Source organism: Nocardia callitridis, from assembly GCF_039543305.1.
Taxonomy (GTDB): domain Bacteria; phylum Actinomycetota; class Actinomycetes; order Mycobacteriales; family Mycobacteriaceae; genus Nocardia; species Nocardia callitridis.
In genome coordinates this window covers 94,644-107,058 of record NZ_BAABJM010000008.1, presented here as the reverse complement: position 1 = coordinate 107,058, position 12,415 = coordinate 94,644, and the positions used below count along the sequence as shown (strand labels likewise).

Annotated in this window: 8 protein-coding genes; 6 read left to right on the top strand and 2 right to left on the bottom strand. The window is 65.8% G+C overall.

Annotated features, from left to right (window positions below):
- Positions 1-134 precede the first annotated feature (134 nt).
- The 6 genes from ABEA50_RS28125 to ABEA50_RS28100 all read left to right on the top strand — a co-directional run bounded on the left by ABEA50_RS28125 (position 135) and on the right by ABEA50_RS28100 (position 6,628).
- On the top strand, positions 135-1,364 hold the full coding sequence (locus ABEA50_RS28125; protein WP_345499306.1) for a DUF7373 family lipoprotein: 1,230 nt from the start codon (positions 135-137) through the stop codon (positions 1,362-1,364).
- Positions 1,365-1,374: 10 nt separating this feature from the next.
- The gene (locus ABEA50_RS28120) at positions 1,375-2,583 is read left to right on the top strand and encodes a DUF7373 family lipoprotein (protein WP_345499305.1); all 1,209 of its coding nucleotides are present in this window, start codon (positions 1,375-1,377) and stop codon (positions 2,581-2,583) included.
- Between the two features lie 6 nt (positions 2,584-2,589).
- Entirely contained in the window at positions 2,590-3,804 is a 1,215-nt protein-coding gene (locus tag ABEA50_RS28115; protein WP_345499304.1) for a DUF7373 family lipoprotein, read from the top strand.
- Between the two features lie 126 nt (positions 3,805-3,930).
- The gene (locus ABEA50_RS28110) at positions 3,931-5,481 is read left to right on the top strand and encodes a serine/threonine-protein kinase (RefSeq protein ID WP_345499303.1); all 1,551 of its coding nucleotides are present in this window, start codon (positions 3,931-3,933) and stop codon (positions 5,479-5,481) included.
- Positions 5,482-5,973: 492 nt separating this feature from the next.
- Positions 5,974-6,303: a WXG100 family type VII secretion target gene (locus tag ABEA50_RS28105; protein ID WP_345499302.1), complete on the top strand. Its 330-nt coding sequence runs from the start codon at positions 5,974-5,976 to the stop codon at positions 6,301-6,303.
- 31 nt (positions 6,304-6,334) lie between these two features.
- A complete protein-coding gene (locus ABEA50_RS28100) occupies positions 6,335-6,628 on the top strand; it encodes a WXG100 family type VII secretion target (protein ID WP_345499301.1) in 294 nt (97 codons plus the stop codon).
- A gap of 303 nt (positions 6,629-6,931) precedes the next feature.
- Here the strand turns inward: ABEA50_RS28100 and ABEA50_RS28095 are convergent, their stop codons facing one another.
- Together ABEA50_RS28095 and eccCa are read right to left on the bottom strand one after the other, a co-directional pair.
- Positions 6,932-8,377, bottom strand: coding sequence for a type VII secretion-associated protein (locus ABEA50_RS28095; protein ID WP_345499300.1), 1,446 nt, complete (start codon positions 8,375-8,377; stop codon positions 6,932-6,934).
- Positions 8,377-12,411 carry a type VII secretion protein EccCa gene (eccCa, locus tag ABEA50_RS28090; protein ID WP_345499298.1) on the bottom strand — a complete coding sequence of 1,345 codons (4,035 nt, stop codon included), beginning with the start codon at positions 12,409-12,411 and terminating at the stop codon, positions 8,377-8,379. The genes ABEA50_RS28095 and eccCa overlap by 1 nt, the downstream gene beginning before the upstream one ends.
- Positions 12,412-12,415 lie beyond the last annotated feature (4 nt).

The window sequence follows — 12,415 nt, the reverse complement described above, 5'->3', positions numbered from 1 at the left end:
ACCGACAGGGTATTGCAATACCCGGAAAGTCGGGCTCCCTCCCCGCTCTCGTTCAGGGAAGACTCACCCCGGCACCACAGTGGGGGCCGGTGCAGTAGCATTTCGCGGGAACGACAGAGTTTCGGGGAGGAACGATGGGGTTTGGCGCGAGGGCACCCCTGGCACGAAAATCGGCGGGCGTACTGGTCGCCACGGCACTGGTTTTCGGTCTCGGCGGCTGCGGTGAGACGGAGATCGCCGGTCATGCGATTCGCGAAGCACCCGACCCGTCCACGCTTGATGTCGGCAATTACCCGAGCGTTCCGCGCCAGATCGGGAACGCCAAGAACGACCAACAGGCACGCGCGCGGGAATCTCAGCGGCTCTCGGATCACGTCGCGTTGCCCTATGAGGCGGACCCGGCCTATGTCGAAGACGCGTGGGGCGTGCGCCCACACATTGTGCTGAACCGCAAGACATTGGGCCCCTTGGTCATCAACGACACCTTCGACGAGGTCGCCGAGGATCTGTCGGCGGGGTGGGTCAATGCCTGGCAGACCGGGGGCGAGTGGGCGGCACCGCGCCGGACGATGAACCTCGCGGTGTTGGAGTTCCCCGACGCACAGATCGCGAGCGAGGTCGGACCGACGCTCGAACACGACGACTTCACCTACAGCGGCGACAACCAACCGGTGCCGATCCCCGGCCACGCCGATACCACCGCGCATTGGCGACCGAGCATCAATTCGATCGGTTCGTGGACCGTGCACGACCGGTACGTGATCTTCATGAAGGTGGTCGACGACATCGGCCCACCCGATCTGGGGATGCTGGTGGATCAGGTGCAGCGCATGCTCGCCGTGCAGTTGCCCCTGTTGGATCAGTTCCAACCCACACCCGCCGATGGGCTCTCGCGCATCCCTTTGGACCCGCAGGGCTTGCTCGGGCGCACGCTGCCGAGCGACACCGATCACCTGATCCGCGCGGAGCCGGACGGGGTGTTCACCGGTCGAGGGTCGCTGTCGCTCATGCAAGCCAAGGACACCACCTTGCCCGAAATGCAGAACAACGGCGTCGATCTCGTGTCATTCGGCGACGCGGTCGTCTTCCGCAGCACCGCACGAACCGGCGCGGAGGGGCTGTGGGCGGCGTGGCGGCCCTCCACTCATCTGGAGCCCGAGCAGCGGATGGTCGAGGCGCCGAGCGGCCTCGGCGACAACGTCGAATGCTACGGCGAGGTGACCCCCAAGTCGGATCCGGAAACGATCGCGATGCATCTGTGCGTCTTCCAGGTCGACCGATATGTGGTGCAGGCGTTCGGCAAGCAGTTGCAGGACCTGCACCAGAAGATCGCCGCGCAGTACGCGCTGCTGACGAGCCCGTGAGGACGAGCAGGTGAACAGAAAGCTGTGGCCCGCCGTGCTACTCGCCGTCGCATTGACGGCGACTGGCTGTGCGAACACGATCGCGGGCACCCCCGGCCCCGGCATGACTCCGGTGGATATGTCGGGTCTACGCACCGGTGCGCAGGCCACCGAACCCACCGAATACGAGATGCACACCGTCGACGGCGCGAAGGACGTGCGACTGGTCGAGGCGCGCAGGATGCTGAATTTCCTGGTCCACCCGTTCGATGTCGACAGCGAGATCAGCACACTCGGCTTCGTCCGGCTCATCGTCGACCCGTACAGCATGACGGCCGACGGCGCGTTTCCCGAGGCCTACCGACCGGTGGCGGAGAAGTTCGACATCGTTGCGGGGGCGTATGTTTCGCGCACCAACGGCAGCCTGCGCAACACGAAGAAGCTGATCATCTCCACGCTGCGGTTTCCCACCGAAGCCGCGAGCAGGGGCGCCGTCGAGGAGTTCGACAGGGTCGCGCGCGAACAGGGTGAGCGCCACCCGGTTCCGGTGACGGGATACCCGGACGCGCATTCGTCGTCGGGCGATGATCGTGCGGTGCTCTCCTTCCAGGCGCACGGACCGTACGTCGTCGTCACCAATGCCGGAGTGCCGCAACCGGATCCGGGCGCGCTCGGCGAGCTGGTGCGTAAAACGCTGGACAAGCAGCTCCCCGCGCTCGACGCGCAGCAACCCATCCCACTCGACGATGTGCTCGATCTGCCCATCGACCCGGACGGCATCATGCGCAGGGCCGCGCCGACGGCGACGGACTACACCGACCCGTTCTTCGACAAGAAGGACTTCGGCCCCTTCGAACCGGAGGGTGTGCTGCATTTCGAGCGCAACCCGGTGCGGGTGCGCCAGGCGTTCGAGTCCGGCGGCGTTGACCTGGTGGGCCGCAGGGCATCCACCGTGTACCGGACCCGTGATCTCGCCGCCTCGTTCGCGTTGCAGAACGCGCTGGTGATCGCGGATCGCAATGACGAGGAGATGGACCCGCCGCCCGGTCTCCCCGACGTGCGGTGTCTGCTCCTGGACCAACGCGACGACAACCGGCAGTACAACGATTTCTGCGTCGTGGTCTACGGCCGTTATGTCGCGGTGGTGTATTCGTCGAAATTCGACGCGACCGGGTCGGATCAGCGCCTGATGGAGCGGACGGCGGCGCAATACGAAATCCTGGCCAAGAGTGATGGGTAAGCGACGATGACGCAGGTATCCAGGAAGCGCTGGCGCCTGGCAGCGACCGTACTGAGCGTAACGCTCGTGCTAGCCGCGGTGAGCTGCGGCTCTGACGACGGCGACGCCACACCCGAAGTCGATGTGACAAAACTGGATCCTGGCAATTACCCCACGACGCCGGTCGACGTCGGCAAGGACACCGACGACCAGACCGGTCTGCTGATCGAGGCCGGGCGCATCGGCGCGGCGACACCGCTGGTCGCCGATATCGACAGCCGCTACATCCACGTCGCAGCCGGGTCCTACAAGGTCGGGGCGATCACCGGGAAATACCCGGCGGCCGTCGACGGTGTGGACCCGGAAGAATTCGACGCCGTAGCACCGGGATTGGTGACCGGTTGGCGCACTCAGGGGCAACGCCGCTCCGCACCCAACTTGGGCAGCTCGATCGCCCTTCGAGTGTTCCGGTTCGGCAATGCCGAGCAAGCCGCAGGGGCGGTGACCGCGTTGTCGAACCGTGGTTCCGGCCAGGTCGCGACCATCCCCGGCTATCCCGAAGCGAAGGCGAAGTTCGATACCACTGGGTACGACCCACATCTGGAGGCGTTTCTCGCCAAAGGCGATCTGGTGCTCAACGTTCTGTTCGAGGACCCGGTGAGTGTGCCGTTCGAGGCGGGCACGCCCGCCGACCTGATCAAGCGCACACTCGACAAGATGACCGACATGCTCGGGCAGTATCAGCCGACACCGGTGCAGGAGATCGCCACACTTGCGGTGGATGTCGACGGATTACTCAGTCGCACCATGCCCCCGCAGCCGGGCCAGGCGGGTTCGCGCGCACCACGCACCGGCGTGTTTCCCGTGCAAACTGTGCTCAGCTACGCCGAGAAGCCGAATTCGATGCGGGATTCCCTGCTCGACGCCGGTGTCGACCGGGTCGCGCTCGGGGGCGGTGCGGAGGTCTATCGAGCCGAGGACGCGGCGGCGGCCGCCCGCCTTTTCGAGACACAGACCTTGGACGACGACCCCGACAGCGCCCCCGCGGACCCACCACCGAACCTGCCGAGGGCGCGGTGCTTCCAGCCGGTGGAGACACCGGGAAGACCGGCGGCCACCTCGGGAACCCCGCAGTGCTACATCGTGTTCGACCGTTACGTCGCGCACGTGGCCAGCAATAACGTCCAGGACCTGCACCAAAAAACCGCGGCACAGTACGAGTTGCTCGCGTTCGAGCGGTGATTCGGCCGCCGACTATCGAAGTACCGCCATGCCTTGGTGCGAGCGGTGCAATACCCTGCCACTTGCCGAGTATTCCCTGCGGCTAGCCAGAACAGCTTTTGCCAGACATGCGTTGAGGAGGACCGAATGGCGTTGCGGCCCGGTGCGATCGTGGGCGGATACCGGGTGCTACAGGTCCTCGGCAGCGGTGGAATGGGCACCGTCTACCTGGGGCAGAACCCGATTCTGCCCCGACGCGACGCACTCAAGGTGCTCAGCTCGGATCTGACCACCGATGCGGAATTCCGCGCACGCTTCGAGCGTGAGGCGAATCTGGCCGCGGGCCTGGATCATCCGAATATCGTCGCGGTGTACAACCGCGGCGAGGAGGATGGTCAGCTCTGGATCGCGATGCAATACGTCGAGGGCACCGACGCCTCGGAAGAGGTGAAGAAGGGGCCGTCGGCGATGCCGCCGCAGCGCGCGCTGCGCATTATCAGCGAGGTGGGCAAGGGCCTGGACTACGCGCACCGGCGTGGCCTGCTGCACCGGGACGTGAAGCCAGCGAATTTTCTGCTGTCGGCCGTCGACGGCGACGACCAGGAGCGGGTGCTGCTCACTGATTTCGGGGTGGCGAAATCCTCCGACGACGGTCAAGAGCTCACGCAGACCGGTCAATTCATGGCCACGGTCGCCTACGCACCGCCGGAACAACTGGTCGGCAGCAGCCTCGATCCGCGCGCGGATATCTACAGCCTCGGCTGCTCGTTGTTCAAGATGCTCACCGGACAGAATCCCTACCCGTCGACGATGCCCGCCATGGTGATGATGGGTCATCTGCACGAGCCGCCACCGAAATTGAGCGCGGTGCGACCGGGTCTTCCGCTCGCGCTCGACGGTGTCATCGAGAAGGTGATGGCGAAGAATCCGGCCGAGCGATACGGCACCTGTCGGGAATTCGTGCAGGCCGCCGAGGCCGCGCTCTACGGAACGCCACCGCCGAACACCCAGAATATGGGGTACACCTCCGAGCCGCGTTATGCGGTCGCGGCGCCACCGACCGACCCGAATGCCGTCTCGGCGACACATTCGGTGACCCAACGCGAGGAGACCGATCAAAACCTGATCTCCACGCTGCGTAATGGCAACCGCCCGAGCCGAGCCCGCCGCCTGCTGCTACCGGCCATCCTCACGGTCGTCGTCGCGGTCGCCGTCGCCGCGGGCACCACGTTGTTCCTGTCCAACAGCTCCGACGGCGAGACCGGTGACCACATGGCCCAGGTGCGCAAGGATAATCCGCAATTCGACGGAAAAACGGTGACGGCGTTCAATTACGGGGACTCGACGTTATCGGTGGTGCTCACACCGAGCGATCAGTCCGATTTCCTGCAAGACATCGGATTTCGTTACAGCACCAAATACAAGGCGGTCGGTGCGGAGAAATCGCCGCGCGCGATGTCGCCGACGACGTATTCCTCCGACCTCATCGAGTCGGATGTGGCGCTGGTATTGCGCAGCGACAGTCAGGCGGGAAACGGCGGGCTCGGCGGATTGCCGTCGAGCCTGCTGTCGAGCAGCGCGAAGATCGTTGTGGTGGACGACCCTTCCACGGTGCAGGCGTTCAAGTCGTGGACAAGTCAGTCGACCGGCACCCTGGTCGACAAGATGGTTCCCGCCATCGCGAAGGTCGTGAAATAGCGCGACGACCCGGCCGACACGCGCAGGTCCGCGCGGATCGGCTTCGCCACCGGCGTTTTCGATACCGGACGCGTACTTTCTGGTAGACGCGGTGCCGAGAAGTTCGGTAGGGTATTCGCAGCCAGCCCACTCGCCAGTTCAGGTGGTAGCGAGCAGGGGGAAGGAGGGGAGCGGTGCGCTGGCCGACGAGACAGATGTGACGGCACCCATGGACACACAGTCAGGACGGCAGCGATGTCGAGAGATGTTCGGGGGGCGATTCAGGCCCTGTCGTCCGGGACGGGTAGCCGCAGACTCGACAACTCGGTAACTCTCAGCGGGATTCGGGCACGATCGGTGATTTCCGTTCGATCCATTGTGGGCGCGAGCGCCGAGACCGGAAGGTCTTTCCGATGAGAGGGAACCGATCGGGCCGCACCCGCGTCCAACACTATGAAGAGGTCAGCTGGACGCTTGCGACGTTGACCATCGACCGAAACAGGAGGAATCGCAATGGCAGGACAGCTTAATGCGAGCAACGAGCTCATCAAGCAGAAGGCCAAGGAGTTCCAGGACCAGCACAACAGCCTGATGGCCGCCATCCGGCAGTTGAAGACCGACGAGGACAACGTCACCAACGGTGCGAACTGGCAGGGTGCTGCCCGCGATGCGTTCAACGCCTTCATGGAGCGCTACTACGTCCAGGCCGACAAGCTGAACGACAAGCTCATGGAGACCTCGGAAAAGCTGATCAAGGCCGGTTCCTCCTACGAGGACCAGGACACCGACTTCGCCAGCAAGGTGCAGGCCCAGGTTTCCAGCCTGGATCTGCCCGCCGTCTAATTCCCGATCACTGAGTAAAGGAGCCTGAGCAATGGCATCTTCGAACATTTCCGCCAACTTCTCGGGTGTCGAGGACGGCGCCCGTCAGATCATCGCCCGTGCGGAGGGCATCAGGAACGAACTGGAGTCCTTCCACCGCAAGGTCCAGGAGTTCGTCGAGACCGCGTGGAAGGGTGACGCGAACGAGGCGTTCGCCGAGCTGCAGCGCGGCTGGAACAACCACGTCATCCAGCTCAACACCACCCTCGACGGTGCGGGCAAGCTGGTCAGCAGCGGTAACTCGGACCTGCAGGGCACCGACACCGCGCTCGCGGGCCTCTTCTGAGAAACCCGTTCAACGCGAACCGAACTCGGGCCCCGGCACTTGTGCCGGGGCCCGAGTTTTGTCTTCGGTCGGTTCCTGCACGCCGCTGAAGTTCGAGCGGACCCGCCGGGCACACGCACCGTCTGGGGTGTCGACCATGGGTATCGCCAACGTGAATGCCCATCGGACGGCGGTGCGGGTTTTCCGGCGACACCGTTGACCGCCGGTCCGCCAGAGGTGCTGTGCGGCGGGGGTATCCGTGCCTCCTGTGGCCACCGCGACCGCGGCGACCGACGGTGACACCCGGTGGTGGTCTTCGCACCACTATTCGGTCACATGGACCGAATTCCCGAACTCCTCGCAGCTGGTCTCCAGCTGCGGCCACCCATCCCCCACATACTGGCAACCGACGCTGGCCTGAACCCCGTATTCCAGCAACACATGCCACCGCACGGTCGAGCCGTCACCGGGACGTTCGGTGTAGGCCAGTCCGGAACGACCACCGAACACCACGTCGCGCCGCAACTCGCCGAGCACACCTCGAGGGCGCTGCGCCATCTGGGTTTCCAGCTGCGCGGCGACCTGGTCGTAGCCGAAGTCGGGATCCAGCGGCGTCTGCGTCACAGTGATGCGTTGGCGAGTGCCATCGGTGGGGGTCAGTACGACGTGCGATGTCTGTTGCTGATCCGAGGGCGCGGCCACCTGCCAACCTTCGGGAACCTGGAAACGCAGGCGCCCGAAGGTTTCCGAAGTCCCCGAATCCGGGGTGGTCGGCGCCACCGACGAGGGGTGTGTGGTTGCTTCGGCCGCCGTGGCCGTGGTGGCGGGCTTGTCGGAGCCGCCGACCAGCACCACACCGAGAACCACCGCGACAACGAGCACCAGCACGCCGACACCGGCCAGCACGAAACCCAACGGCTTGCGCTCGGGCTGCTGTGCCGCCGCACGCTCGCGCAACGGCTGCATCCACTCGGTGGCTCGCGGCATCGCCATCGTGGGCTGCGGCTGCTCATGCGGTTCCGGTCGTCGACCGCGCACCAGGTCGGGCCCGGTGACCGGACGCAATTCCACACCGGGACCGCAGATTTGCTCGACCGCCGAACGCACCACCTCGACCGACGAGGGATCGCCGAGGCCCACAGCCTGCACCAGGTCGGTGGACTGACCATCGACCATCCGGCCGAGCAGGCCGTGCAGCTTCCCCAGACCGGGCGACTCCGGGCCGATGATCTCCGGCAACGCGAGCGTCGGTTCGTGCTCGCAGGACTCGATGTGCACACCCTCGTGGCCGCGGATCACCGCGGTCACCGTGGTTGTCAGCGTGGCGAATTCGAGGACCAGGGTGCGGCGACTGTGGCTGGTGCCGTGATCGGCCGCCACCGCACGCACGGCCATGTCTTCGAAATCGACCCGCTGGGCGAATTGTCGCGCCGCTCGCTCCAGCAACCCGCGTCGCGTCGCGCCCCACTCCGTCGAGCAGACCAGCAGGATCCGCTCGCAGGGTGGCTGGACCCCCAGGTTGTGCAGCACGGTGGCGAAGACCGCGCTCAGCGCGTCGAGCACCGAAGGCACCCTCGGCAGCAGCGCGAGCCCGTCACCGGGAACGAACTGCACGGCGGAACTCACCTGGGTCGGCGGTGTGACCGGCTCACCGACCACGAGGTCGACTCCGTTGCTGGCCAACACCACCGAGGGTGGCACGTCCCAGTGCGTGGTCGCGCCACGCGCCCAGATCCGGGTATCGGTGACGACCAGTTCGACCGTCGACATCAGAAGGAAGGTATCCAGGCGGTCTGCACGAGCCCTTCACCGTTACGCGTGACGAAGGTGCCTCGACCCGGCGGCATGAGGCTGGGCCGAGTGTTACCCATCAGCACACCTTCGTCGCGGTGGCAGCTCATGATCAGACCCGCCGATCCGAGATCTTTCATCCTCGACAGCGCGGGGTCGTACATGGCGCGGCTGGCGCCACCGGAGCGCCGCGCGATGATCAGGTGGAAGCCGAGATCGCGTGCGTGCGGCAGGCTTTCGACCAATGCCTGCACCGGGTTTCCGCTGGAGGTGGACACCAGGTCGTAGTCGTCGACGATGACAAACAACTCCGGGCCGTCCCACCAGGAGCGATCGCGCAGCTGCTGCGGCGTCACCTCGGGGCCCGGCGTGCGGCTTTCGACGTAGGCCGCGAGGTCGCTCATGTTCTTGGTGAACTGCGGTGCCGTCGAACCGTAACCGGCCAGGTAGCCGTCGGGCACACCCGCCAAGGTGCTGCGGCGGTAGTCACCCATGATGATGCGCGCCTGCGCCGGTGTGTTCGAGGAGGTGATCGCCGCGATGAGCGAATGCAGCAGGGTCGTCTTGCCGGACTCGGTGTCACCGATGATCAGGAAGTGCGGGCTCTCGTTGAAGTCGATGTACACCGGCGCCAACTCGGACTCGTTGATCCCGATGGGGAAACGCATGGTCTTCTTGCCCGGGTCCGTCTGCGACGGCCAGTTGCCCGCCAGGTAGAGCAACTGCTCGCGAGGCAGTTCCTCGGGCAGCATGCGCGTCTGCGGCGCGGGCCGTCCCGGCGTCAGGCGCGCGATGGTGGCGACGGCCTCACCGACCGCTTGACCGAGGTTGGTGGGGTCGGCACTGCCGTCGATGCGCGGCAGCGCGGTGAGCATGTGCAGGCATTCCGGGGTCATACCGCGGCCGGGACGCCCCTGCGGAACCAGGGAGGCGAACTTGCGGCCGAGGTCGGAGTCCATCGGATCACCGAGGCGCAGTTCGATTCTCGTGCCGATCTGGTCCTTGAGCGCCGGGCGCGCTTCGGCCCAGCGGGCCTGCGCGATGACGATGTGCACGCCGTAGGACAGGCCCTGCACCGCGAGGTTCAGGATGGCCTGTTCCAAGGGTTCGAAGTCCTGCCGGATCGAGCCGAAGCCGTCGACCACCAGGAACACGTCACCGAACGGGTCCTCGTGCGCGCCGGCGGCAGCCGAGCTGCTGGCGGGGTCTTCCGCGCGCAGGCGCCGGAACTCGCTCATCGACTCGATGCCGAGTTGCCGGAAACGCCCTTCCCGCTGGCGCACGATCGTCGTCATCTCCGCGACGGTGCGCCGCACCAGGTCGACATCGAGCCTGCTGGCCACCGAACCCACGTGCGGCAACCCTTGCAGGCTCATCAGCGTGCCACCACCGAAGTCGAGGCAGTAGAACTGCACCTGTTCGGCGGTGTGCGTCAACGCCATCGACATGATCAGGGCACGCAGCGCGGTGGACTTACCCGACTGCGGACCGCCGACGATGGAAACATTGCCGCGCGAACCCGACAGGTCGACCACCAGCGGATCGCGACGCTGGTCATAGGGCCGGTCGACGATGCCGATCGGCGCGCGCAGGGTGGCCACCGCGGCGTATTCGCCGGTGAGCACCGAGCGCGGAGCGAGCTGGTCGAGGGTGGGCGCCTCGTCCAGGGGCGGCAGCCAGATCTCGTGCGCGGGGCGCCCGTGGCCGTCGATCCTGGAGACCATCATGTTCAGGTTGGAGATCTCTTCGGCGTCGTCGTTCTGCTCGGGTTCGGCGTCGGTCGGCTCCGGCGGGAGCGGAACCCGGTCCGCGGAACGGAAATCGACGTGCCCCGCGGTGAAACGTCGCGCGTTGACGTCGATCTCACCGGCCTGAGTAGCGATGGTGATGTTGCGCTGCGAACCACCACCGACGTAGCGGCCGGACACATACGACGCCTGAAAGCGTTGGATCTCACCGGAATCCGACTTCAGGTACCCGCCACCGGGACTGTTGGGCAGGTTGTAGGCATCGGGAACACCGAGCACCTGGCGGGACTCGTTGGCCGAGAAGGTCTTCAGGCCGATCCGGTAGGACAGGTGGCTTTCCAGGCCCTTCAGCTTGCCCTCTTCCAAGCGCTGCGAGGCCAGCAGCAGATGCACGTGCAGCGAGCGACCCAGTCGACCGATCATCACGAACAGTTCCGCGAAATCCGGGTGCTTGGTGAGCAATTCGGAGAACTCGTCGAGCACCACGAACAGCGCGGGCAGCGGGTCGAGGTCGGCACCGGCGGCACGCGCCTTCTCGTAATCGGAGACGTTGGCGAAGTTACCCGCCGAACGCAGCACCTCCTGGCGGCGATTCATCTCACCGGCCAACGCGTCCTTCATACGGTCGACGAGGTCGGCTTCCTCCTCGAGGTTGGTGATGACGGCCGCGACGTGCGGTGTGCTGTCCAAACCGAGGAAGGTCGCACCACCCTTGAAGTCGACGAGGACCAGGTTGAGCTGATCGGGCGAGTGCGTCGCGAGCAGGCTGAGCACCAGGGTGCGCAGGAACTCCGACTTACCCGAACCGGTCGCACCGATGCACAGTCCGTGCGGGCCCATGCCGTTCTCGGCGGCTTCCTTGATATCCAGTTCGACGGGAAGCCCGTCGGCACCGACACCGAACGGCACGCGCAGTCGTTCGCGGCCATAGCGCGGACGCCACGCGTGTTCGGGGTTGAACGTGCCGATGTCGCCGAGGCTCATCAGCTGGCTCCAGGTCGAGATCACCTCGGAGTCTTCGGTTTCCACATCACTGCTGCGCTGGGTCGCCGCCCGATACGGCGCGATCCTGCGTGCCACCTGCTGGGCCTGCTGCGGGCTGATCCGGTCGATGATGGCGAAACGTTCCTGATTGCCGGTGGCGCCGCGGCCGACGCATTCGCCGTTCTCCACGATCATCTTGATGCCGCGCGACACCGCCAAGCGCGGCGCGTAGCCGCACAGGTCGATAATGGTGACGCCTTCGTAGCCGGATTCACGCAGCTGATCGTCTTCGGCTTCGAGCAGACCACCATCGACCACGAGGACGATGTGCACCATGTTCGGGTTGGCCGGTTGGTTGCGCGAGTAGCGAACGCGGTTGGCCAGCAACGGTTGCAGGCCCGCCATCGCGCCGCGGATCGACCCGTAGAACATGCGCTGGCTGCCGATGCCGTCCTGGCCGTCGGGGTGCTGGGTGTGCGGCAGCCACTTGGTCCACGCCCATTCCGGCGTCGTGTCGGGACCGCTGACCACGGCGATCAGCACCTGGTCGGGCGCCTGGAACATGCACAGCTGCAACAACATCGCCCTGGTCATGTCCCTGGCCTCGGCGCGGTCGCCGTCCAGTGCGATGGTCGCGAAGCCCTTCACCGCGATCGCGGTCGGCAGGTCGGGCACCGTCGAGTGCGCGCGCACGAAGCGGCGCAACGACACCGCGGCGATCGGTTCGAGTTCTTCGACGGGTCCGGTTTCCGGCGCGACCAGCCTGGTCGCCAGACGCTGTCCGCCGATGCCGATGCGCGCGTGGCAGAAGTCCTTGTCCCCCGCCCGGCGCTCCCACATCCGGCTCGTGCCGGCGAGCATCCAGACCAGTCCCGGCTCGGGGTGGCTCCACTCCACCGAAGCACGTTGCTGCGTGGCGGTTTCGGCGACATCCTTGCGCACCTGGTCGAGGTAGCGCAGGTAGTCCTTGCGGTCCTCGTTGGCCTCGGCGGCCTTTTGTCCTTTGCCGCCACCCTGATTGGCGAACATGCCGACCATCGAGAACAGCATCATGACCGGGAACATCATGCTCATCGGATTGGACGCGATGCCACCACCCTGGGTGAACATCAGCGCCATCATCCCGCCCATACCGATGACCATCACCAACGGCATCAGCTTCATCACCAGGTTGCCCGGCGTAACCCGTGGGATCTCGGGCGGCGGCTGCAGGGTGACTTCACCGCCGGGGGTGCGCGGCATCTCTCTGCGCGCACGACGTTGGAACCGGACGGTGCTCATCGGT